Here is a 21,979-nt window from a genome sequence, read left to right as displayed (position 1 = left end):
ATCTGTTCAACAAAAGGCCAGCCGGCGCAGTTTAGTCAAGAAATGATTACATTTGAACCGACTAACGCTGGCGCCGGTCACTCAGCCAGGTGCCGAGGATCATCGGCACCAGCCCGACGACAACAATCCCGAGGGCCGGCAGCGCCGCTTCGGTAAACAGGCTCACATTGGCGCGGGCATAGACGACTGTCGCCAGCGTCTCGACGCCCAATGGACGCAACAACAGGGTCGCGGGCAGTTCCTTGACGATCTCTACGAAGACCAGCGTCGCCGCCGCCAATAGTGCTGGCGATAGGGTCGGCAGGTCGACCCGCAGCAAGAGCCGCCATCCGGTCACGCCGAGCACCCGGCCCGCATCGAGCATCGAGTCGCCGCGCTTTTTCAGCGCGGCATCCAGCGAGGAATGCGACACGGCAAGAAAGCGGATCGCATAGACGTAGACCAGCGCCGCCGCCGAACCGGAAAGGATCAGCCCCGGCCGCCAGTCGGCGACAGCCATGGTCAGCCGGTTGATCCAAAGGTCCGCCTGCCCCAGCGGCTGCAGCAGCCCCAGCGCCAGCACCGTACCGGGAATGGCATAGCCGAGCGTCGCGATGCGGATCAGCATCTGCGCGCCGCCGCGCCGTTGCAGGCGCGCGGTGACGAGGCCGATGGCAACGGTCACCAGCGCGCCGAGCGCCGCCAGTACGACCGTGGTCGAGCCGGCGGCGAGCGTCAGCCCCAGCGTATCGGGCCCGAGATTGCGCAGCGCCAGCACCAGCAGCTCGCCAAATGGAATGCCGAAGCCAAGGATCACCAGCAGGCTGCAAAAGCCGAAGGCGAAGACCGTGTGCCAGCCAACCAGTTTCTCGCGCGGCGGGGCCACCCGCGTATCGCGATGCAGCAGGTAGACGCGGTTGCGGCGGGCCCATTGTTCGGCAAGGATCAGGATGCCGATGATCAAGACGATGGTGACGGCCAGTTGCGCCGCGCCGCCGAAATTCGAGCGGTTGATCCAGGTCGAATAGATCACCGCCGTCAGGCTGTTGACGCCAAAATACTGCACGGCCCCGAGATCGTTGACGACCTCCATCATCGCCAGTGTCACGCCGACGACCAGGGCCGGCCGGCTGAGTGGCAGCGTCACGCCGAAAAAGCTGCGCCAGCCGCTGGCGCCGAGGGTCCGCGCCGCCGCCGCGACGGAGCCTGATTGCATCAGGAAATAGCTGCGGCAGGAGACATAGACATAGGGGTAGAGCACCGAGGTCAGCGCAAACACCGCGCCGCCGTCGCTGCGGATCGGCGGGAACCAGTAGTCGCGGATGGTCTCGGCCCCGATCACCGCCCGCAGCACCTGCTGGATCGGGCCGGTGAAATCGAGAAACTCGACATAGCAATAGGCGGCGAGATAGGTCGGCACCGCCAGCGGCAGCACCAGCGCCCAATCGAAGATGCGGCGGCCGGGAAACTCGTAATGCGCCGTCAGCCAGGCCGCGACGAGCCCGAGAACCGCGGTCGCCGCGCCCACCGAAATCATCAGCAGCACGGTTTCGCGCAGCGCCGTTGGCAGCATGGTCGCGGCCAGCCCGCCACCGCCATCGGTGGCACTCACCGCCGCGATGGTCAGCCAGATGATCGGCAGCCCCATGATCAGGGTCAGCGCAATAGCGGAAACCGGCGGACGCTGCCATCCACCGGTTCGCTCAGGTCTCGCGCTATCGACGGTGCCGGTTATCGGCGCACTCCGTTACTAGTTCTGCGGCCCTTCATTGAACCGCAGCTCGTCGACCAGTGCCGCCGCCTCGTCGCGGTGCGCGGCCGTTTCGGCCAGCGTCACCTTCGAGGGGTTCAGCGCCCCCCAGCTGGCGATCAACGGATCGACGGGTGCGCCGGCGACTGCCGGAAACTCATAATTGCCGTTGGCATAAAGCGCCTGCGCCTCATCGGAAAGCAGGAATTCGATCAGCTTGTTTGCATTGGCCGGGTTGGGCGCATATTTGGCGATCAGCGCACCGGCGACATTGACCTGCGTGCCGTCGCCATCGGTGTCGGGATAGATGATGCGCGCCGCAGCGGCCCATTCCTTCTGCTCGGGCTCGGCGTCATTGTTCAGCATCAGGCCCATATAATAGGTGTTGCCGATCGCCAGGTCGCAGCTGCCTTCGAGAATTGCCTTTACCTGCGCGCGGTCGTTGCCGGTCGGCGCAAAGGCGAGATTGTCGCGTACCGCGGCCAGCCAGGTGCGGGTCTCGTCGAGCCCCCAGGCGGCGATGCGGTTGGCGATCAGTCCGATGTTATAAGCATGGTCGCCGGCGCGGGTGCAGATGCGCCCCTTCCACTCGGGGCCGGCGATGTCCTCATAAGTCAGCGCCGTTTCCGACACCCGATCCTTGCTGACATAGAAGACGCGGGCGCGAAGCGACAGGGCAACCCATTCTTTGTCGACATCGCGGAAGGCGGCGGGCAGCCGCTCTTCCACCGCGGGCGTGGTGATCGGCTGGGTCAGCCCCGCTTCCTTGGCGCCAACCAGATTGCCGATATCGACGGTCAGCACCACGTCGGCGGGCGACAGTTCGCCCTCGGCCGCGACGCGTTCCAACAGGCCATCGCCGGCGAACAGCACATTGGTGCGAATCTGGGTTTCTTCGGTGAAGCGATCGAGCAGCGGCTGGATTAGCCCGGGCTCACGATAGCTGTAGACATTGACGACCGAGCTTTGCGCCACCGCGGGGCCCGCGAATGCCAGGGCCGCCATTGCCGCCATCAAAATCGTCTTCATCGCTCTTCCTCCAGGTGGTCGCGGCGCGTCTTGTGCGAACTCTGACACAAACAGTCAAGGTAAGCGGCAGCCGCCGGCAGACCGCTGGAAGCAAGCAGTCTGGAGCCATTCCAGACTGATAAAAGATAGGTGCTTTTTTACAAGAGCTTGGGCGTTCCGGCGCGGTGCCGTGCCTGCGACAATTATCGCCGGGCGAGTTCGGCCGGCACGACCAGCGAAAACAGCGTTCCCGCCCCTGCTGCCGGATCGACATTGAGCGACAGCGTGTTGACCGCCAGCAGCGAGCGGGTCAGCGCCAGGCCGACGCTGGAGCGGACGGGGGTCAGCGCCTCGCCCTCCTTGCCCACGCCATCGCGGAACACCACGAAGCGCTCGCCGAGGTCACTGCGCCGCGCGCCGTTGTCGCGCACGTTCACCACCACGGCGCCGTCGTCCTCGAGCTGGGCGGACAGGATCACCGTGCCGCCCGGCGGGGTCTGGTCAATGGCGCTGGCCAGCAGGTTCAGCAGGGCCTGGGTCAGCGAGGGGCGGTCGGCGATGATGTTGGGCAGGCGTTCGGAAATGGCGCTGCGCACCAGCACGCGGGCCGTCGCGGCCTGGCCGCGCACCCGCATCAGGCAGGTCTCGAGCAGCGTGGTGAGCTCCAACTCGTCGGTCCTGAGCTCATAGCGCCCTTCGCGCAACCGGGCGTAGTCGTCGAGCTCGTCGACCAGCGCGGCAATCTCCTCGCCGGCCGATTTGATGTCTCGGGCATATTCGACGATGCGGCTCGTATCTCCTGGCTCGATGGCGCCGGAGCGGATCATTTCGGCAAAGCCGATGACAGTGTTCAGCGGCCGGCGCACGCCGCGGCTGATCCGCACCAGCATCGAGGGTTCCAGCTCGTCGCGCTGGTCCTGCGGTGGCCGCGGTGCCTCGGCCGGAGGACGGCTGCGGCGGTGAATGAAGCCGAAATAGCCGTTGACGATACCCGCCTGCCCGGCCGCAAACAGGTGCAGCTGCGTGCCCTCGACAGTCGAGGGCAACTGGATCGCAGGCCGCGCCGTTTCGGCAAAGCGCGCGGGGAGTTCGAGGAACTGCCGCAGATCGTTGACGGCCCCGGATGCCACCAGCCCGGCCAACGGCTTGCCGATCAGATCCTCTTCGATCTGGCCCAGCATCATCCGGCCATGCAGTGACACATGGGTCACGATACCGGCGCGGTCGGCGGTAACATAGCCGTCCTCGCGCAGATCGGCGGCAAGCTCTGAGAAGGTGCGCACCGCGCCTTCGTGCCCCAGCCGGTTCTCGATCTCGCTGGCCGACAGCATCAGCGCGGGCTTGCCGTGCCAGCTGATCGACTGCAGCCGCGCGCTGACCGGCAGCAGTTCACCGTCGCTGCGCAGCAAATGCGTCACCGGGCCGGCGATGGCGCTGTCCTCGCTGGGAAACACCGAGGTCAGCCCGGCATTGCGCAGGCTTTCGATGCTGGTGTGCCCCGTCAGCTCGGTCAGGGCCCGGTTGGCGAATAGCACCTGCTGGTCGCGGAACACCAGGATACCCAGCGGCAGGCGATTGAGGATGAAGGTCTCGCCGGCGAGATTGACCAGCCCGCCATCGGTGACATTGGTAACCGGCGTCGTCTGCTCGCCCGTCGGGGCCGCCGCAACGCGGTCGGTCAGGATGCGCGTCAGCTCATCGAAATTGTAGCGCGAGACCCGGTCCACGGTGTCGGCATCGGGCGGCGCGCCGGATGCAGCTTCCTCGTCCTGAACGTCCATTTCGTCAGGCTGTTCGGCCTCATCGGACTGATCGGCCCCGTCAGCAGGCGCATCATCAGGTGCACCCGAAAAGCTGTCGTGTGAGTCGTGAGGCTCCGACCCGTCAGGTGCGCTCGCCTCCGCTTCCGCGTCGGGCTCTGCGCTGTCAGTCATCTCTGTGGCGCCGTCCTCGGTGAACAGCGCGATATCGCTCGGCGCTTCCGGCTCGTCCATCGGCACCGGCAACTGCTCATCACCGCCACCCATAAACGGCACGATCTCGGCCGCGCCATCGTCAACCGGCTCATCCCGGGGCTCGGTCGGCTCGGAAGGCGTTTCTTCCGGTGGGGTATCAGCCGTTGGCGCAACAGACTCTTCATCTGCCTTCGCGACGAAGCCGCGCCCGATCACCCGCCAGGTGACCACCGGCGCAGCGGGTTCATCCGCTTCGGAGATATCAGCGCTCGCCGGTTCTGGTGTCGCCTCAGCCTCGTCCGTATCCGGCTCGGTCTCGGGCGCTTCTGGTTCCGGTGCCGTCTCAGCGATCGGCCCGGGATCAGGCACCTCGGCATCCGCCGCGTCTTCTTCGTCCGCGTATTCGATCAACGCGCCGATCACATCGATATCGTGCACGTCTTCCGTCTCGAACGCGCGCGGCGGATCGACGACACCCGGATCCTCGATCGCCACCGGCCCCTCTGCCGCGGCGTCGGGGTCCTCGGGACGGAGCACGACTTCGGGTTCTGACGGTGGCGGACCGTCATAGGTCTCGTCCGCAGCGCTCAGCGTCCCATAAAGCCCGTCATCATCGGCGAGGCGATCGAACAATGAGGCAAGCGGACCGGTCGGTGCCGGCTGCTCTTCAGGCGGGACGCTGTCGTTACCGCGCGTTTCGCTGTCGGCCGGTTCATCTTCATCCGCCACTTCCGGCGGCAGGCTCAAGGGCTCATCCTGGGCCTCGTCCTCACGGTCCTCGAGTTGCGCGTCCATGCCCTCGTCGTCGCGCACCTCGGCGATCGTCGGGCGCGCTGCTGCAACACCGGCCGGCTCGAACAGCAGCAGCATGGCTTCATGCGGGCTGGCGACGAAACGGGTGAGGGTCAGTTCGGTCCCGGCCATGGTGACGCGGGCACTATCGCCGTCATCGAAGCCAGGCAGACCTTCGCTTTCAATTTCCTCGGCGTAGGTCGCGAGCGCATGCGAAGAGCCGCCGGTGATCTGGCTGTCTTCATTGACCAGCAGATAATCGGCCCCCTCGGGCAGCAGCGAGGTGACCAGCGGGTCGTCCGTCGCGCCCTCGCCATAGACCAGCAGTTCAGGATCGATCGGGTCGACGCCGACGATCAGCAGTCCCAGCCCCTGCCCCGCCACGTTCAGCGGCGTGCAGGTGCAGGTCATCGAGATCGGCTTGCCGCCTGCCAGCAACTGGATACGGCTCAGGCTCGAGCGCCCCAGCGAGCCGAGGCGCAGCAACCTGGCGATCTGGCCGCGGATCGGCACCGGTTCCGGCATGAACCTGACGCCGTGCTTTTTGACCTTGCCGAGGAAGAAGCGCGCAGCCTCGTTGCGCCAGAGCAGCGTCTGGCCGTCATGCGCCCACAGCCAGGCGGGACGCGCATCGGACCAGTGCGCCACAATGCGCCTCGCCGTCGACGATTTGATCCACTCAGCGTCCACACACACTCTTTCCGGCTGTGCCAGAATGACACACGCCGTACGCGATACTTAATGCATCCTAAATATCCCGGGGCGTTACGGCGGTCCAGCGCCGACGCCGCGTCCGGGCTGCCTAATGCCCCCGATGGTTAAGTTGGGTGATACCCCCAAGGCGTTTTAAAAAGGGTGTAATTCGGGCCTTGCCAGTCGCGGCTGCAGAATCTATGTTCCGCGCGCCTTGGGCCGCCTTAGCTCAGTTGGTTAGAGCACTAGATTGTGGATCTAGGGGTCCCCCGTTCAAACCGGGGAGGCGGTACCATTTCTCTCCTGCATTTCGCTGCACGCTGCACCGTGAGCCTGGCTCATGGTGGCGCGCGTGCGCGTCTGTTTCGCGGCACTTTGCTGGCGCGGCCAAGACGATCGGCGGCGCAATTCGCGCTTGCCGCAGATGAACAGAAGATGAACACCGTCTTCGCGGATTGTTCACCACCTTTGCGTCATTGTCCGGCAACCAAGAATGTCCGATGGCGCGACCGTGATCTTGCGCACGCAACTTCAACTCGCGAGCCATCGTTATCAGGACAGTAGCGAAAGAGGAGAGATCAGCACATGGACCGCGCAAGATTCAGATATGGCTCTGAGTCCACACGGCCGATGTTGTGGCTCGCCGCGTCAGACGGTCGCCGTCTTCGCCAGCCATCCCGCCCGATCTCGCATCTCGATGCGCCCGAGCGGGTCATGAAAGTCCGCTTCGAAGGCATCGACGAATCGCAGCAGCGCGCCGCGCTCGCCGCGTTCCCCGGCGGCGGTCGTTTCGTTCTTTCGAACTGAAGCTCTTTTTATTCCGCCAACCGCAGGTTGGACAGCTGGGTGGCGATATCCTCGAACACCTGGGTCAGCTCGTCCGGTGACGAGGGAAACTTCGCCTTCGAACCGTCGCTGGCGCAATTGAGCAGCATGTCACGGGTGGCCTGGGTCGGCGGGCTGAGGCCGACGGTGTAGATAATGATGCCGGCTGCCTTGGCATTGGTGCAGGTGGCCTCGGTCCGCGCATTCATTTCCGTTTCGAGCGCATAGGTCGAGTTCCCGGTGAGCCGGCCCGAATACGGATAGCCATATGCAGTGTACCAGTCGGCCCCCGCGAAATCGTTGCGGCGGCTGTGGGTGTTCTCACCGTCGGTCATGATGATCATCGCCTTCGAACGCGAAGCCTGATAGGCGCCGGCCTCGGTCAGCGGCTCGGTGGGGGACAGCATGTGAAAGCCCCACATCACACCCTGATGGATGTTCGTGCCGCCATTCGAATTCATCGCTTCGATCTTGCTCGTCACGCTGGCTTTTGTGTCGGTCAGCGGCAGCATGGCTGCACTGGGACAGTCGGCATTCGGTCCCGTGCGACCGCCCGGCCCGCTGCTGAGCCAGCTCACGCTTGCCCCCACCACATATTTGCACAGACGCTCCTGCTTCTCCTGGTCGGAGAAGTCATAGGTCCATTCGCGGACGCGCAGGTGCGAGTAGCGCCGATACCCGTAGTAGCTGTCCCGACGATTGTAATAGGTGGAGGAGCTGGCCACCTCGGACGCTCCGTTGATCTCGGAAGGGCGGGTTGAAGACGTTGCCGTGGTTACCCCGTTCACCGTCTGCTCATAGGTGTTGGTGGTCGGGCCGGTGCAATTATCGCCGAAATCCGAGACGTAATACATCTGATAGCGACACTCCGTCCGGGCCTCCGTCCAGGTATAGGTCGCCCGGGACGGGCAGGCATTCGGCGTGTCCGAAATATAGCTGTTGGCATACCCGCCGCTGTCCGGCTGATCCGGCGCGAACACCGGCGTGAACAGGCTCTGGGGTGTCAGTACGTCCGGCTCGACGTCGGATGTATCGTAGTACAGGCCGCTCGGCGCTTGCACGTGATCGCGCGCCTCGACGCAGCCGCTCCAGTTGATGCCGAGGTTGCTGTAGAGCGTGAACCGGTTCACCGGCGAGGCAAAAGCGGTGTCGGAATTGTTGTCGTCGTCGAAATTGTCCTGGCTCACCGGGGCATTGCCGGCGCCATCCATCCAGGTCGCGTTGCGGTTTCCGGTGCCGACATTGACGAATTCGGTGAACGGCACGATGCCGATATGAACATTCGGCGATGTCGTCTCCACCGCGACGCTGTCGCAGTCGTCGTTCAGCAGCACATTGGTTGCGCAGCGTGCTGCCGCCTTCAGGTTGGCCATCCGGCTGTAATTGCCCATGGATCCCGAATTATCGAGCACCATGACGACTTCTAGGTTGAGCTGGCGGCGCCGCGCCTCGGCAACCAGGTTCGCGTCGACCGTCGGAAACCCGACAAGCTGAACGAAGGCCGTCGGCACGGTGATCCTCGCCTCGAGGCGCAACTGCCCCAGCTGCGTGTCGATGGTCGGCACGCCCACGACGCTCGTCACGCTGGTGTCTGCCAGCCTTTCATCGAGGAGGGCCTGAACGCGCGTGCGCAGCGTTTCAGCCGTGACACCTTGCTGAAAAATGGTTGGTTGCAGGCCCAGTGCGGCCGAATCCAGCGCCAGCTGAGCACGGGTGCGGGACTGCTGAATTGACGTGAAATCGACGACTGCGCCGGCCGCTGCAATCAGCACAACGGCCAACAGCCCGAAGATCACGAGGAATACCCCGCGCTCATCGGACTGAAAGCGTCGTAGCAGGTCAGCAAAGCCGCGCATCTGTGATTTTACCACCATTGTTCGCGCGGCATTTTGCCTAAGAGTCCTAACTAAAGAACAACCACCCGGGCACCAATTTTGACGCGCTCGTAAAGGTCCTCGACATCGGCATTGACCATGCGGATGCAACCCGAGGACACGTTGTGCCCGATGCTCCAGGGCTCATTGGTGCCGTGAATGCGGTAGAGCGTCGAGCCGATATACAGGGCACGCGCGCCAAGCGGATTGTTGATGCCACCGGGCATATGGGCCGGCAGGCCGGGCTGGCGTTTGCGCATGGCGGCGGGCGGCGTCCAACCGGGCCATTTGCGCTTGGCGGTCAGCTTGTGGGTGCCGCTCCACTCGAAGCCGGAGCGCGCGGTGCCGATGCCGTAACGCATGGCCTTGCCTTTACCGAGCACCAGATAGAGGAACTTGTCGCCCGTCGAAACGACGATCGTGCCGACCGGCTGGTTGGTCCGATAGGGCACCACCTGGCGCTGGAAGCGCCGGTCGAGCTTGGCCTGACGGGAGCTCTGCCGGGCCACGGGCCGCGAATCCCGCTCGCCGAAGCTCTGCTGTAGTCGCTCGAAGAAATTCAGGCGCGAACCCGCCTGTGCGACCTCGACCATAGAACTCATCGACAGGATGACGGCCAGACCACAGACAGCGGCCCGGGAGAATAGTGTGTTCTTCATCGGTTACCCCTCGGCAATTGACCTGCGACCCGCAGGATTTTGTCCAATATTGGCGGCAAAGCCCAAATTGCAGTAAACCGGCATGGTTAGCAAAAACCGGGGCGCCATGGTGAACAGAGGGTTGATGCGCGGCTGTGGCGCGGACTTGCTCGCCGGCCGGCGCCGGTCTACGCCAAGCGTCCAGCATCACGGGGGCGCCAGATGAACGAGAGCGAGACCATCATTCGCTGCGGCTGGGCCGGGTCCGACCCGGTCTATCAGGCCTATCACGATAACGAGTGGGGGCTCCCGGTCACCGACGACAACCGGCTCTATGAAAAGCTCTGTCTCGAAGGCTTCCAGTCCGGTCTCGCCTGGATCACCATCCTGCGCAAACGCGAGAACTTTCGCGCCGCCTTTCATGGCTTCGAGATCGCACGGGTCGCGGAAATGACCGAGGCCGATGTCGAACGCCTGCTGCAGGACGCGGGGATCGTGCGCCATCGCGGCAAAATTGCCTCGACCATCAACAACGCGCAGCGCACCTTGGAACTGCAGCGCGAGTTCGGCTCGCTCGCTGCCTATGTGTGGCGCTATGCGCCCGCCCCCGGTCCGGCGCCTCAAACCCTGGCTGATATACCGGCAAAGACCGACGCCTCCACTGCGCTCAGCAAGGACCTGCGCAAACGCGGCTTCAGCTTCGTCGGCCCCACCACCTGCTACGCCTTCATGCAATCCATGGGCCTCGTCAACGACCACATCGCCGAATGCTTCTGCCGGGACGCAGCAGAGACGGCCCGTAAGGCGATGCGCGGATAAGTCTCCACCCGGAGGGTCATTGATTCTGGGCGGACACAGGCGCCAGTCGTTGGCTGCGGACGGAATAGCCGAGATCCCCCCGACCAGACATAGGCTGGCTGCGCCATCGAACCGATGCGAAAAGGGGCACTTGCCTGCGCCCGTAAGGACCGCCCAGATTTCCGCTCCGGGGCCAGTCTGGCCGACGCCTCAAGGTCTCCAGGCATCCGCTTTTGAGCTTGGATTCAACCGCTCAGCCGCGTCATCGCCATCCGAAGAACCCGTGATTGGCGATGCCACCCGCCAGCGCCAGAGGCTCAATCCAAAACAGCACGACATTGACTGACTAGTCACTCTAGCTTATGCAGATCGTATGAGTGACCGCAAGCAACAGATCATTTCAGCAGCGACGACGCTTTTTCTCGACGAGGGCGTGGGGGTTTCGACAGCACGCATTGCGAAAGCCGCAGGGGTGTCGAATGGCACCTTGTTCAATGTTTTTGCAACCAAGCAGGCCTTGATCGACGCAATCTACAAAAACGCGAAAGCGGCCATGTTCAGGTCGGCACCCTGTTTTGGTGAGGCGCCGTACAATCGCAGCAACCTGCGTGCCAACTGGGATGGTTATCTGGGCTGGGCTGAGAAAAACCCCGAAACCCGCCGGGTTATGCATCTCTTGCTCGATGCAGGTCTCGCATCGGCCCAGACGCAGGCGGAGGTCTATGAGATCGCCGCGCCCTATACGGCATGGACGCGAAGAGCACTTGAAGATGGCGTCATTCGCGGACCCAGCGTCTCGTTCATCGGCCAGCTGACTTTCTTCCATCTCGATCTCGTCATCAACGAAGGCCTCGACAGAGCAGGCGAGGATCTCGCCTTCGAAATGCTCTGCACATCCATAGGATTGACCCAGTGACCAAAGTCTTCCTGACCGGCGCATCCGGTTTCATCGCCAAGCACATTCTGCGCGAGCTGCTTGAGAAGGGGTATGACGTGCGGGCCTCTGTCCGATCGGACGGGCGCAAGGCCGAGCTGGAGGCGATGTTTCCCAATGCTGTGCTGGAATTTGTCAGCTTGGACCTCAACAAGGATGACGGGTGGCAGAATTCCCTAATGGGCTGCGATGTGCTGGTACACACGGCCTCTCCCTTTCCACTGACAGAGCCGAAAGACCCTCAGGACCTCATCCGCCCGGCCGTCGATGGCACCTTGCGTGGAATGCGGGCGGCAAGGGACGCGGGGATCAAACGCGTGATCCTCACCTCCTCCTGCGCGGCGATCTACAAGCAGGCAGGCAAAGCAAAGATGTCGCCCTCTGATGAAACCAACTGGACGAGCCCGGATGACCCTTCAGTAGGCGCGTACGAAGCCTCGAAGACCCTTGCGGAGAGGGCCGCGTGGGACTTCGTGGCCGAGCATCCCGAGATCGCGCTGACGACGATCAACCCCGGGGCGGTCTTCGGTCCGCCGATGGATAGCCGCTACGGTTCGTCGCTGGAACTCGTCGAGCAGCTCATGACCGGCAAGGTGCCGATGGCGCCGCCCATGGACATGGTCGCAGTCGATGTGCGGGACGTCGCGCGGATGCATGTCGCGGCAATCGAGCTGGACGCAACCAAGGGGGAACGCTTTGCGGCTGTGAGCGGAACATACCGCTTCATCGAAATGGGCAACATGTTGAAGGCGTGGGATCCCTCCCTCAAGACACCGGGTCGAGAGGCGCCAGCATGGTTGCTTCGTTTCATGGGACTGATTTCCAAAGACGCGAGGGCGCTTGCCGGCAATCTGGGCCGCACGCTCGCCGTTTCAGGCACCAAGGCCGAAAAGACGTTCGGCTTCAAGTTCATCCCGGTGAAGGACGCAATCATCGCCTCCGCCGAAGCTGTCAGAACCAACAAGATGCAGAAGGCTGGATGATGATCACGGCATATCTCTGGACCACGCCCAACGGCTACAAGATTCCCATCGCATTGGAGGAAATGGGGCTCGAGTACGAGATCAAGTGGGTCAACATCGGTGCCGGCGAACAGCATCAGCCGGAGTTCCTGGCGATCTCCCCCAACGGGAAAATCCCGGCGATCGTCGATCATGACACGGGCATTTCCCTGATGGAATCCGGGGCAATCCTTCAGTACCTGGCGGAAAAATCCGGCAAGTTTGGCGGCACGACCCTGCAGGAACGCGCTGAAGTGATGCAGTGGTTGCACTGGCAGATCGGCGGCCTTGGCCCTATGACGGGACAGGCGAACCACTTCCGCGGCCTTAACGAAAAGGTCCCCTATGGCGAGAAGCGTTACGTGGACGAGACCGTGCGGCTGTTGCGGGTTCTGAATGCGCAATTGGACGGCCGCGATTACATCGCCGGTGACTATTCCATCGCCGATATGGCCGCGGCACCCTGGGCTGCGACGGCTCGGATGTTTGATGACGAACGAATCAATGCCTGCGCGAATGTCATCGCCTGGATTGACCGCAACCTGGCGCGCCCCGCTACCGCCCGTGCCATCACGCTGGCGCCAGCTTAAGGCGCTCGGGCAGAATCCAGAGCGTTAGCGCTGCAGGCAGACTGAGAGCCCGAACGGCCAGGTCTCAGCGATGAGTGTCGTCATGTCGTCGACAGCTCGCTCTATGCCCCCGGGCGCCCATCGACCGGTGGTGGCCGCGATCGCCCAGCCGTTTTGTATTGCAGCTTCTGAAGCTCCTCGACACGCGCGGCCGAAATGCAAACGGGCGACCCAAGGGCCGCCCGTTGTCGTCACATCTGCTCGAACAGATCAGAATGCGTAGTTGAGGCCCACGGTCAGCTGATGCGCGGTGAGGCCGACGTCTTCTTCGGGGCCGCTGATCGCATAGGTCTTCGTGCCGTAGTCGCTGTAGCGATAGAGAAGGTCGATCGACAGCTCGTCGGTGACGGCGAACTCGGCGCCCGCGCCGACTGTCCAGCCGATATGAGTCTGATCATCGGACAGGGTGCCGTTGCCCGTCACGCTCAGCGTGTTGTGAGCGACGGCAAGACCCGCGGTCAGGTACGGCAGGAAGTCGCCACCGTCGATGCCGACACGGCCGCGCAGGGAGCCGAGCCAGTCGACCTTGGAATCGTAGGATCCGGAAAAAGGCGCCGTGAAGGTCAGGGAGTCGGAGAGATCGGCCCAGGCGATGTCGCCAACGACACCGGCTACAATGCCGTTGCTCAGGGTGAAGTTCACACCAGCATTGACGCCGAGCTGCCAGCCAGCCGGCTCGAGATCGAATGTCGACCCTGTGTTATCGGGCGCCGTCACGCCAGACGCATAGCCGCCGAACGCGCCGACAAAAGCACCGTCCCAATTGCCGGACGTTTCGACGACGCCGGGCATCACCGGTGCGGGATCGACAATGAGATCAGCCGCATGCGCCATCGAGGCGAAGGCGACGGTCGATAGGCCCGCTGCGATGAGGACTTTTAGGGATTTCATGTATCTACCTTGTACATTTGATGATTCCTCCTGTGATATCGTTATCACCCTCGTCCGCTGGGCGCATGGCGCTTCTCATTCCTGCGGCCAAATGGCGCGTAAGTCGCAACAGGCCGAACGGACCAGTCGGGGGGATCAACGATGTCCGCGTCGTTTACGCCTAGGGACGACGGCAGACGCCGGCGGCTGACTGACACCCACCGGCAAATAGAACGGTGGCCCCGGTTCTTCCCGGAGCCCCGTGTCAGGTCGTGCCGCGTCTCACTTGGTGTTGTGCAGCATGCCCTGAAACGCGCGATACGAGCCCTTCGGGGTGCGCACCTGGGTGTCGTAATCGACATGCACGATGCCGAAGCGCGAGGTGTAGCCTTCGGCCCATTCGTAATTGTCGAGCAGTGACCAGGCGAAGAAGCCATCGACATTGGCGCCCCGCGCCTTGGCGTTGGCGACGGCCTTGAGGTGGCCGTCGTAATAGGCGACCCGCTTGCTGTCGTCGTCTTCCGACATGCCGGTCTCGGTGACGTAGAGCGGCAGGTCCGTGTAGTCCGTGCTGACGCGGACCAGCAGGTCCTCGAGCCCCTTGGGATAGATCTCCCAGCCGAGGTCGGACTTTTCGAGATCACCCGACACCTTGGTGATGCCGAAAGGCTGGTCGGGCGCCGCGGCGTAGATGCCGCGCGTATAATAGTTGATCCCAACCCAATCGAGCGATCGCGAGATCACCGGCATGTCGCGCTCATAGGTTTTGGGCAGATATGGCGCCAGTTCGTCGGTCAACAGCTTGGGATATTCGCCCTTCAGAACGCCACCGAGATACCAGCGGTTGAACAGCGCATCGCCCATGTCCGCCGCAGCCACATCCTCGGGGCTGTCCGAAGCGGCCTCGGCCTTTTCGAGGTTGAGCACGATGCCGAGGTTCTTGGCGCCCTCGACGCGCAGCGCGTCGACGCCGGTGCCGTGGGCCAGCAGCACGTGGTGCATGGCGCGGGCGGCGGCGCGCAGATCGCGATAACCCGGCGCATGCACACCGAGGTAATGGCTCAGAAAGGCGACGCACCAGGGCTCGTTGATCGTCGCCACGGCGTGCAGACGGTCACCATAGCGCCGGGCGATCAGCGCAGCATAATCGGCGAACCAGCCGGCGATGTCGCGGTTCATCCAGCCGCCCTTGTCCTGCAGGGCGCTGGGCAGGTCCCAGTGATAGAGCGTCGCGAAGGGCTTGATGCCGCGCTCCAGCATGCCGTCGATCAGCCGGTCGTAGAAGTCGAGCCCAGCCTTGTTCACGGCGCCGGTGCCTTCGGGTATCAGCCGCGGCCAGGCGAAGGAAAAGCGATAGGCGTCGAAACCGCCGTCGCGCACCAGGTCGAGATCCTCGGGCCAGCGGTTGTAGTGATCGCAGGCCACCGACCCGTCGTCGTGGTTCTTCACATTGGAGCCGGTTGCAGCAAAGCTGTCCCAGATGCTGGGGCCACGGCCATCGGTCTGGCCGCCCTCGATCTGATAGGCAGCCGTGGCCGCGCCAAAGGTGAAGCCCGGCCCGAGATCGGCCCGTGAGACGGTGAACATTGCGATTTTCTCCCCCGGGGCAGGCCGGCTCAGATCATGATTGTCGTCAAACGACCCGGTCTTGGCGCCGGATCGAATGTTTATGTAATCGATTACATAGCAGCGACAAACGGATCTGTCACCTCAGGGGTAAGACAGACTGACAGCAGGTCAGTCGCTGCGGCGCAGGAACACCAGTTCCGGATCGCTGTCGTCGAGATTGTCGATCTGGCCCGAGCGGATGAAGCCGAGTTTCGCAAGAAGCCCCTGCATTGCGGCGTTCGACGTGTTGGTCGTGCACCACAGTTTTGGCGCCTCGCCGGCCCGCTCGACGCAATGGTTGGTCAGCGCAGCGCCCACGCCGGCGCGCCGGGCATTGTCGCGGACCATCAGCAGTTCGACGAAGGGCTGGCCGAAAAATCCATGGGTGAAGACGACATAGCCCGCGACCTCGCCATCGCGCAACGCGACGTGGCACTGCCCGGCTGCGGCCCATCGGGCGATCGCGTCGCGGCGGGCGCGTTCGGTCCGGGCGATCGGATCGAGGTCGAGGAGAGCGGCGATATCGGCGCGCCCGGCCGGTCGTATGGTGGTCATGGACGGAAGTCGGGATGCTCCGCGAGGATGCTGGCGGCAATGGCGCGGAAGGCTGCGGCCTCGGGACCACCGGGGTTCGAGGCGACCACCGGCTTGCCGGCGTCCGAGGTTTCGCGGATCGACATCACCAGCGGAATTTCCCCGAGGAACGGCAGGTTTTGTGCCGCCGCCGCCGCTTTCGCGCCGCCATGGCCGAAGATGTCGTAGCGCGCGCCTGTATCGGGGGCGATGAAATAGCTCATGTTCTCGACTAGCCCGAGGATCGGCACATTGGTGCGTGCCAGCATGTCGATGGCCTTGCACGCATCGATCAGCGCCAGATCCTGCGGCGTCGAGACGATCACCGCGCCAGCAAGCGGCACCTGCTGGACCAGCGAGATCTGAATGTCACCGGTACCCGGCGGCAGATCGACGACCAGCAGGTCGAGCCCGCCCCAGTCGGTTTCACGCAGCAATTGGCGCAGCGCCGAGGTGGCCATCGGGCCCCGCCAGACGACGGCCTGGTTGGCGGTCAGCATCGAGCCGATCGATACGGCTTTCAGCCCATGGGCCTCATGCGGCGAGAAGATACCGTCCTCGCGCACCGCCGGCTGACCCTCGAGCCCGAGCAGGCGCGGGATCGAGGGGCCATAAAGGTCCGCATCGAGAATGCCGACCTTCAGCCCTTCGGCGGCAAAGGCCAGCGCCAGATTGACCGACACGGTGGATTTGCCCACGCCGCCCTTGCCCGAGCCGACGGCGAGGATGTGGCGGATGCCCTTCACCGGCTCGCGCTGCACCGGGGGTGGGCGGGTCGCGGCGGGTTTTGCGGCGGACGGTGGAGCACGATCGGCGGTCAGTGAGACCATGACCTTGCGGCCCTCGGCCACCTGTTCGGTCGCCGCCTGCGCCGCGGTGCGGGCCGGGCCGAATGCGGCCTCCATGCCCGGCGCGACCGAGATCGCGAAGGCGATGGCGCCCGAGGTGACGATGATATCGGACAGGCCACCATAATCGGCCAGATTGCCGCCACCGGGAATTTCGACCCCGGCAAGCGCGGATTTTACCGCAGCTGAAACAGTCTCATTGGCCATTGAATGCTTGCCCCGATAGTGCCCGGCGGCCGCCTCGCAGATCGCGGGACGGCGCTTCAAGGGCGGGTGCGGGTCAGGCGACAGGCTGCGCCTCGGCAGCCGTGTGACCAGCCTCGCTGGTCGCCTCCCCCGCGATCCGGGAGAGGACATTTATCATGCGGCGCCGAAGCTCCGTCCCCCCACAGGGAGACGGCGATCCGGTCGCCAGCGATCAGAGGATCGACTGGCCCGTCGACTTCCAGTCCTTGACGAAGGCGTCGAGGCCGGCCTTGGTCAGCGGGTGGTCAGCCAGTTTGTAGATCACGGCCGGCGGGATGGTCGCGACATCGGCACCGGCCAGAGCCACTTCGGTGATGTGGTTCGGGGTGCGGATCGAGGCCGCGAGGATCTCGGTCGAATAGGCGTAGTTGTCGTAGATCTGGCGGATGTTCTCGATCAGCTCGACGCCGTCGAGGTTGATGTCGTCCAGCCGGCCGATGAAGGGCGAGATATAGGTCGCGCCGACCTTGGCGGCGAGCAGGGCCTGGTTGGCCGAAAAGCAAAGCGTCACATTGGTCTTGATGCCCTTGGACGTGAAGTGCTTGCACGCCTTGAGCCCGTCGACGGTCAGCGGCAGCTTGATCACCACATTGTCGGCGATCTTGGCGAGGTGCTCACCCTCGGCGACCATGCCGTCATATTCGGTCGAGGCGACTTCGGCGGAGACCGGACCCTCGATGATCGAGCAGATCTCGGCGATGACTTCCTTGAAGTCGCGGCCGGACTTGGCGATCAGCGACGGGTTGGTGGTCACCCCGTCGAGCAGGCCGGTTTCGTTGAGATCCTTGATGTCCTTGATCTCGGCGGTATCGACGAAGAATTTCATTTTGTCGTTCCCTCCAGGAAACTGTCGGTTCGACCTCTAAGTTAGGCCGATTGTGCGCCAGAACAAGGTGGCGCCGGTCCTTATGCGCGCACGGCTGCGAGCAGTTTGTCGGCAAGTTCGCCGACGCGATCTTCGGGAATTCCCGCGACGTTGATGCGACTGTCGTTGATCATATAGACCGCATCCTCGGTCTTGAGCCGCCCCACGGTCTCCTCGGGCAGACCGAGCAGCGAGAACATGCCGGAATGCTCGGCGATGAAATCGAAGTCGGCCGAGTTCGAGCGCTCGCGGATGGCATCGGCCAGCTTGGTGCGCAGGCGCTTCATGCGCTCGCGCATCTCTTTGAGCTCGGCTTCCCACTCGGCGCGCAGCTCGGGGTCCTCCAGGATGATGCGCACGACTTCCGCGCCATGGTCGGGGGTCTGGCTGATCGTCGCGCGGATGACGTTCTGCATCTGCGAGGAAACGACTTCGGCGCCCTCGGAGTCCTTGGCAATGGCCATCGCCACGCCGGCGCGCTCACGATAGAGGCCGAAATTCTTCGAAGCCGAGAAGGCGATCATCGACTCGGGCACGGACGAGACCACCTTGCGGGTGCCATAGGCATCCTCTTCCAGCCCGTCGCCGAAGCCGAGATAGGCCAGGTCGATCAGCGGGAAGGCGCCGGTGCGCTTGAGGCTTTCGGCCACCACGTCCCACTGCTCATTGGTCAGGTTGGCGCCGGTCGGGTTGTGGCAGCAGCCGTGCAGCAGCACGATGTCGTCGCCGGTCAGCCCGTCGAGCACCTGCATCATGGCGTCGAAATCGACCTTGCGGGTTTCCGGGTCGAAATAGGGATAGAAATGCGGAACGAGGTTGGCGTTCTCGGTCAGCGGCAGATGGTTCGGCCAGGTCGGGTCGCTGAGGAACAGCCGGCCACCCGGACGCGCCCGGCCCAGCACCTGGGTGAGGATCATCAGCGCGCCGGTGCCGCCATTGCCGTTGACGCAGCGCACGCGCGAAGCATCCACCGCGCCCGCCAGCGTCAGCTCCAGAATGGCGGCGGAGAACTCCTTGTTGCCCACCACGCCCTTGTAGGTCTTGGTGGTCTCGGTCTCGAGGAGCTTTTGCTCAGCCTTGCGCACCGAGGACAGCACCGGGGTAATGCCCTTCGGGTCTTTATAAACCCCGACGCCCAGATCGATCTTCTCCTTGCGGGGATCGGCGGCATATTCGGCCATCAGCACGAAAATCTTGTCGAGCGTGGCCTTCTTCAGGGTCTCAAACATCGAAGGGTCCGGGGATGAGGAAAGGCGGGGCTGTTATAGGCGGGATGCGGTAAAATGCAACGGCTGACGACGCCGAAGGCGCGCGCGAAAAGGTGGCAGTGGCGTGCCGCCTGCCCCTTTCACCAGCTCAGTCGCGTTTCAGCGCCGCGATGAGCTGCGGCACGATCTCGAACAGGTCGCCGGCCAGCGCATAATCGGCAATCTGCATCAGCGGCGAGTCGGGGTCCTTGTTGATCGCGACGATCTTCTTGGCGCCCTGAATACCGGCCAGATGCTGCAGCGCGCCGGAAATGCCGATACCGATATAAAGGTCCGGTGCGATGATCTTGCCGGTCTGACCGACCTGCCAGTCGTTCGGCGCGTAGCCGGCGTCCACCGCGGCACGGGTCGCGCCCACGGCGGCGCCCAGCACCTGCGCCAGTTCTTCGACCAGCTTGAAGTTTTCGGCCGAACCGAAGCTGACGCCACCGGCAACGACGATCTGTGCCGTGCCGAGATCCGGCATGTCGCCCTCGGTGCGATGCGCGGCGATGAGCCGGGTTACCGCGGTGAGCTCGGCACGCACCGGCTCCACCGGCGCGTCATTGCCCCCGGCCGCCGGGCGGAAGGCCGAGGCGCGGATGGTCAGCAGCTGTCTGGGCTGGTTGGAGGCAACCGTCTCGACGGCATTGCCGGCATAGATCGGGCGCTGGAACCGGTCGGGCCCGAGAATGGCGACGATATCGGTCACCGGCATCAGGTCGAGCCCGGCGGCCAGCCGTGGGATCACGTCACGGCCCGTCGCCGCGGAGGCGGCAACGATATGCGAATAGTCGCCTGCCAGCGAGAGCAGCAGCGCGGTCAGCGCATCGGCCGACTGCGTTGCGAGCGCGGCATTGTCGGCGCTCAGCACCTTTTCGACGCCGGCGAGCGTCGCCGCTTCGGCGACGACGGGCGCAATCCCCTCACCCGCCACCAACAAGTCGACGGGGCCGAGCTGGGTGGCAGCGGCGACGATGCGGGCGGTCGCGGCCGAAAGCGTACCGAGATCATGTTCGGCGAGGACGAGAACAGCCATCACAGCGCCTCCAGTTCATTGCGTTCGGCGTCGATGGCGGCGACCAGCTCGTCGACCGACCCCAGCACCTTGCCACCGGCGCGTTCGGCCGGCGGATCGACCTTCTCGATCGTCAGCCGCGGGGCAATATCGACTCCGAGTTCAGCCACCGGGCGCACGGCCAGCGGCTTGGCGCGCGCCTTCATCACCATGGGCAGCGCGGCGTTGCGCGGCGTGTTGAGCCGCAGATCGGCGGTGACGATGGCGGGCAGCGCCAGGCCATAGGTGGCGCGGCCATAATCGACCTCACGATCGACCTCCAGCCCGCCGCCGACCACGGCAATCGCCGAGGCAAAGGTCGCCTGCGGCCAGTCCAGCAGCCCCGCCAGCATCTGTCCGACATGGTTGGAATCGTCGTCCACCGCCTGCTTGCCGAGCAGCACCAGGTCGGGCTTTTCCTCGGCGACCACGGCCGCCAGCAGTTTTGCGACAGCCAGCGTTTCGACGCGCTCGCCGGTCTCGATCAGAATGCCGCGATGCGCGCCCATGGCAAGCGCCGTCAGGATCACGTCACTGTTCTGTTTGGGCCCGATCGAAACGATGACGATCTCGTCGGCATGCCCGGCCTCGGCCAGCTGCACCGCCGCCTCGACCGCATGACGGTCGAACGGGTTCATCGACATGCGCACATTGTCGGTTTCGACGCCCGTGCAGTCGGCGCGGACGCGCACCCGTACGGCATGATCGATAACCCGCTTTACGGCCACGAGGATTTTCATCGGCTTCTCCCGTCGGTTCAGGGCAAAGTGACCGCCCCGACTGCGTGCAGTGTCTTTGCAAATTGAGCCAAGTCGAACAAGTTCGGTGGGTGGAAATTCCGGAGGGTCGAATGGCGACACTGGAGAAAACCGTGCCCCTGATCGCGGCGATGTTGGTTATGGCGCTTTCAGGCAGTGCATTTGCTGCACCACTGAGCGCAAAAACCGATCCGGATGCCCTCCCCGGCGGCGTCGCGGCGAAGGGCAATTCCATTGCCGAAGCCTGGCTGATTGCGCCCACGGATCGCTACGATCACAACGTCCATGCCAACCGGGTCGAGGCCGGTGGCGTCAGGGCGCGTCTGCCGGACGGTCAGGTGCTCAGCCTTATGCTCCCCGACACCGAGGTGTTCGAAGACAGCATCGTGCGGCTCGCCGATCTCGATGGCGACGGCGCCGACGAGATCGTCCTGGTGCTCAGCTCGTTGCGCAAAGGTGCGTCACTGGCCGTGCTGGAGGTGAGTGATGCCGGGATCACCATCGCCGCGCAAACCCCGTTCATCGGCCAGACGCATCGCTGGCTGAACCCGGCCGGCATCGCCGATTTTACCGGCGACGGGCATCTGGAGGTCGCATTGGTGCAGATGCCGCATCTGTGGAAGCGGCTCGAACTCTGGCGGCTTGTGCAGGGCACGCTGCAACGGGTCGCTGCAGTTGACGACGTCTCCAACCACCGGATCGGCACGCCGCAGCAAAGCCTCGCGGTGACCGCCGATTTCGATGGCGATGGCATTGCCGACCTCGCCATCCCCGATGGCGCCCGCAGCGCCATCCGGCTGCTGCGCTTTGCCGGCGGCGCCCAAGAGATCGCGCGCATACCGCTGCCTGGCGACGCGGTCAGTGATCTGCGTCAGTCCGGCCCGGGCACTCTCAGCGTTGAGTTGAGCGACGGGCGCCGCACAACCATCTCGCGCTGACAGGCGCTGCCGCAATGCCCCCGGCGCAGGCCTCCTGCGACGGCTGGGCGGCTTGACGGGTCTGGCCGCGTGTCTACACTGAAGGCTTATCCG

19 protein-coding genes and 1 tRNA gene are annotated in these 21,979 nt (G+C 64.1%); 7 read left to right on the top strand and 13 right to left on the bottom strand.

The genetic code is table 11. The features are described 5' to 3' along the window. Positions 1 to 61 precede the first annotated feature (61 nt). The 3 genes from ACN0TK_RS11880 to ACN0TK_RS11870 all read right to left on the bottom strand — a co-directional run bounded on the left by ACN0TK_RS11880 (position 62) and on the right by ACN0TK_RS11870 (position 6,132). Positions 62 to 1,627 carry an ABC transporter permease gene (locus tag ACN0TK_RS11880; RefSeq protein ID WP_417309711.1) on the bottom strand — a complete coding sequence of 522 codons (1,566 nt, stop codon included), beginning with the start codon at positions 1,625 to 1,627 and terminating at the stop codon, positions 62 to 64. 102 nt (positions 1,628 to 1,729) lie between these two features. Beyond that, positions 1,730 to 2,758, bottom strand: coding sequence for an extracellular solute-binding protein (locus ACN0TK_RS11875; protein ID WP_417309710.1), 1,029 nt, complete (start codon positions 2,756 to 2,758; stop codon positions 1,730 to 1,732). Positions 2,759 to 2,940: 182 nt separating this feature from the next. Then, entirely contained in the window at positions 2,941 to 6,132 is a 3,192-nt protein-coding gene (locus tag ACN0TK_RS11870; protein ID WP_417309709.1) for an ATP-binding protein, read from the bottom strand. A 263-nt stretch (positions 6,133 to 6,395) separates the two neighbouring features. Between ACN0TK_RS11870 and ACN0TK_RS11865 the strand changes: the two genes are divergently transcribed. Both ACN0TK_RS11865 and ACN0TK_RS11860 read left to right on the top strand, forming a co-directional pair. After that, positions 6,396 to 6,472: transfer RNA gene (locus ACN0TK_RS11865), tRNA-His, on the top strand. Between the two features lie 335 nt (positions 6,473 to 6,807). Then, positions 6,808 to 6,984: a hypothetical protein gene (locus tag ACN0TK_RS11860; protein WP_417309708.1), complete on the top strand. Its 177-nt coding sequence runs from the start codon at positions 6,808 to 6,810 to the stop codon at positions 6,982 to 6,984. Between the two features lie 8 nt (positions 6,985 to 6,992). Here ACN0TK_RS11860 and ACN0TK_RS11855 read toward each other — a convergent pair whose 3' ends face one another. Together ACN0TK_RS11855 and ACN0TK_RS11850 are read right to left on the bottom strand one after the other, a co-directional pair. Beyond that, entirely contained in the window at positions 6,993 to 8,858 is a 1,866-nt protein-coding gene (locus ACN0TK_RS11855; protein ID WP_417309707.1) for a pilus assembly protein TadG-related protein, read from the bottom strand. 50 nt (positions 8,859 to 8,908) lie between these two features. Then, positions 8,909 to 9,478: a L,D-transpeptidase gene (locus ACN0TK_RS11850; RefSeq protein ID WP_417309810.1), complete on the bottom strand. Its 570-nt coding sequence runs from the start codon at positions 9,476 to 9,478 to the stop codon at positions 8,909 to 8,911. A 258-nt stretch (positions 9,479 to 9,736) separates the two neighbouring features. Between ACN0TK_RS11850 and ACN0TK_RS11845 the strand changes: the two genes are divergently transcribed. The 4 genes from ACN0TK_RS11845 (at position 9,737) to ACN0TK_RS11830 (ending at position 12,837) form a co-directional block, all read left to right on the top strand. After that, positions 9,737 to 10,333, top strand: coding sequence for a DNA-3-methyladenine glycosylase I (locus tag ACN0TK_RS11845; protein ID WP_417309706.1), 597 nt, complete (start codon positions 9,737 to 9,739; stop codon positions 10,331 to 10,333). Between the two features lie 352 nt (positions 10,334 to 10,685). Continuing rightward, the gene (locus tag ACN0TK_RS11840; protein WP_417309705.1) at positions 10,686 to 11,228 is read left to right on the top strand and encodes a TetR/AcrR family transcriptional regulator; all 543 of its coding nucleotides are present in this window, start codon (positions 10,686 to 10,688) and stop codon (positions 11,226 to 11,228) included. Beyond that, positions 11,225 to 12,229 (top strand): SDR family oxidoreductase, encoded by a 1,005-nt coding sequence (locus ACN0TK_RS11835; RefSeq protein ID WP_417309704.1) that lies wholly within the window; start codon positions 11,225 to 11,227, stop codon positions 12,227 to 12,229. The genes ACN0TK_RS11840 and ACN0TK_RS11835 overlap by 4 nt, the downstream gene beginning before the upstream one ends. Further along, a complete protein-coding gene (locus ACN0TK_RS11830; protein WP_417309703.1) occupies positions 12,226 to 12,837 on the top strand; it encodes a glutathione S-transferase family protein in 612 nt (203 codons plus the stop codon). The genes ACN0TK_RS11835 and ACN0TK_RS11830 overlap by 4 nt, the downstream gene beginning before the upstream one ends. 249 nt (positions 12,838 to 13,086) lie before the next feature. On the opposite strand, the gene ACN0TK_RS11825 is transcribed toward ACN0TK_RS11830, so the two are convergent. The 8 genes from ACN0TK_RS11825 to ACN0TK_RS11790 form a co-directional block, all read right to left on the bottom strand. Next, positions 13,087 to 13,767 carry an outer membrane protein gene (locus ACN0TK_RS11825; protein WP_417309702.1) on the bottom strand — a complete coding sequence of 227 codons (681 nt, stop codon included), beginning with the start codon at positions 13,765 to 13,767 and terminating at the stop codon, positions 13,087 to 13,089. A gap of 261 nt (positions 13,768 to 14,028) precedes the next feature. After that, positions 14,029 to 15,333 carry a GH1 family beta-glucosidase gene (locus tag ACN0TK_RS11820; protein WP_417309701.1) on the bottom strand — a complete coding sequence of 435 codons (1,305 nt, stop codon included), beginning with the start codon at positions 15,331 to 15,333 and terminating at the stop codon, positions 14,029 to 14,031. Positions 15,334 to 15,483: 150 nt separating this feature from the next. Continuing rightward, positions 15,484 to 15,909 (bottom strand): GNAT family N-acetyltransferase, encoded by a 426-nt coding sequence (locus ACN0TK_RS11815; protein ID WP_417309700.1) that lies wholly within the window; start codon positions 15,907 to 15,909, stop codon positions 15,484 to 15,486. Then, positions 15,906 to 16,982 carry an Mrp/NBP35 family ATP-binding protein gene (locus ACN0TK_RS11810; protein ID WP_417309699.1) on the bottom strand — a complete coding sequence of 359 codons (1,077 nt, stop codon included), beginning with the start codon at positions 16,980 to 16,982 and terminating at the stop codon, positions 15,906 to 15,908. The genes ACN0TK_RS11815 and ACN0TK_RS11810 overlap by 4 nt, the downstream gene beginning before the upstream one ends. A 211-nt stretch (positions 16,983 to 17,193) precedes the next feature. Beyond that, positions 17,194 to 17,847 carry a fructose-6-phosphate aldolase gene (fsa, locus tag ACN0TK_RS11805; RefSeq protein ID WP_417309698.1) on the bottom strand — a complete coding sequence of 218 codons (654 nt, stop codon included), beginning with the start codon at positions 17,845 to 17,847 and terminating at the stop codon, positions 17,194 to 17,196. An 80-nt stretch (positions 17,848 to 17,927) separates the two neighbouring features. Next, on the bottom strand, positions 17,928 to 19,115 hold the full coding sequence (locus tag ACN0TK_RS11800) for an aromatic amino acid transaminase (protein WP_417309697.1): 1,188 nt from the start codon (positions 19,113 to 19,115) through the stop codon (positions 17,928 to 17,930). A 127-nt stretch (positions 19,116 to 19,242) separates the two neighbouring features. After that, a complete protein-coding gene (locus ACN0TK_RS11795) occupies positions 19,243 to 20,172 on the bottom strand; it encodes an electron transfer flavoprotein subunit alpha/FixB family protein (RefSeq protein ID WP_417309696.1) in 930 nt (309 codons plus the stop codon). Next, positions 20,172 to 20,930, bottom strand: a complete 759-nt coding sequence (locus ACN0TK_RS11790; protein WP_417309695.1) for an electron transfer flavoprotein subunit beta/FixA family protein — start codon at positions 20,928 to 20,930, stop codon at positions 20,172 to 20,174. Before ACN0TK_RS11790 ends, ACN0TK_RS11795 begins: the two co-directional genes overlap by 1 nt. A gap of 110 nt (positions 20,931 to 21,040) precedes the next feature. On the opposite strand from ACN0TK_RS11790, the gene ACN0TK_RS11785 reads away from it, so the two are divergent. Further along, positions 21,041 to 21,886, top strand: a complete 846-nt coding sequence (locus ACN0TK_RS11785) for an FG-GAP repeat domain-containing protein (RefSeq protein WP_417309694.1) — start codon at positions 21,041 to 21,043, stop codon at positions 21,884 to 21,886. Positions 21,887 to 21,979 lie beyond the last annotated feature (93 nt).

The sequence above is a fragment of the Devosia sp. genome (genome assembly GCF_048261455.1).
GTDB lineage: Bacteria > Pseudomonadota > Alphaproteobacteria > Rhizobiales > Devosiaceae > Devosia_A.
The sequence above is the reverse complement of the archived record's forward strand: the minus strand, read 5'-3'. Positions and strand labels throughout refer to the sequence as shown.

Coding starts and splice junctions, on each gene's coding strand:
- ACN0TK_RS11880 (WP_417309711.1), bottom strand. CDS start 1,627: ATGGGGCTGCCGATCATCTGGCTGACCATCGCGGCGGTGAGTGCCACC.
- ACN0TK_RS11875 (WP_417309710.1), bottom strand. CDS start 2,758: ATGAAGACGATTTTGATGGCGGCAATGGCGGCCCTGGCATTCGCGGGC.
- ACN0TK_RS11860 (WP_417309708.1), top strand. CDS start 6,808: ATGTTGTGGCTCGCCGCGTCAGACGGTCGCCGTCTTCGCCAGCCATCC.
- ACN0TK_RS11855 (WP_417309707.1), bottom strand. CDS start 8,858: ATGCGCGGCTTTGCTGACCTGCTACGACGCTTTCAGTCCGATGAGCGC.
- ACN0TK_RS11850 (WP_417309810.1), bottom strand. CDS start 9,478: ATGAGTTCTATGGTCGAGGTCGCACAGGCGGGTTCGCGCCTGAATTTC.
- ACN0TK_RS11845 (WP_417309706.1), top strand. CDS start 9,737: ATGAACGAGAGCGAGACCATCATTCGCTGCGGCTGGGCCGGGTCCGAC.
- ACN0TK_RS11840 (WP_417309705.1), top strand. CDS start 10,686: ATGAGTGACCGCAAGCAACAGATCATTTCAGCAGCGACGACGCTTTTT.
- ACN0TK_RS11830 (WP_417309703.1), top strand. CDS start 12,226: ATGATGATCACGGCATATCTCTGGACCACGCCCAACGGCTACAAGATT.
- ACN0TK_RS11825 (WP_417309702.1), bottom strand. CDS start 13,767: ATGAAATCCCTAAAAGTCCTCATCGCAGCGGGCCTATCGACCGTCGCC.
- ACN0TK_RS11820 (WP_417309701.1), bottom strand. CDS start 15,333: ATGTTCACCGTCTCACGGGCCGATCTCGGGCCGGGCTTCACCTTTGGC.
- ACN0TK_RS11815 (WP_417309700.1), bottom strand. CDS start 15,909: ATGACCACCATACGACCGGCCGGGCGCGCCGATATCGCCGCTCTCCTC.
- ACN0TK_RS11810 (WP_417309699.1), bottom strand. CDS start 16,982: ATGGCCAATGAGACTGTTTCAGCTGCGGTAAAATCCGCGCTTGCCGGG.
- fsa (WP_417309698.1), bottom strand. CDS start 17,847: ATGAAATTCTTCGTCGATACCGCCGAGATCAAGGACATCAAGGATCTC.
- ACN0TK_RS11800 (WP_417309697.1), bottom strand. CDS start 19,115: ATGTTTGAGACCCTGAAGAAGGCCACGCTCGACAAGATTTTCGTGCTG.
- ACN0TK_RS11795 (WP_417309696.1), bottom strand. CDS start 20,172: ATGGCTGTTCTCGTCCTCGCCGAACATGATCTCGGTACGCTTTCGGCC.
- ACN0TK_RS11790 (WP_417309695.1), bottom strand. CDS start 20,930: ATGAAAATCCTCGTGGCCGTAAAGCGGGTTATCGATCATGCCGTACGG.
- ACN0TK_RS11785 (WP_417309694.1), top strand. CDS start 21,041: ATGGCGACACTGGAGAAAACCGTGCCCCTGATCGCGGCGATGTTGGTT.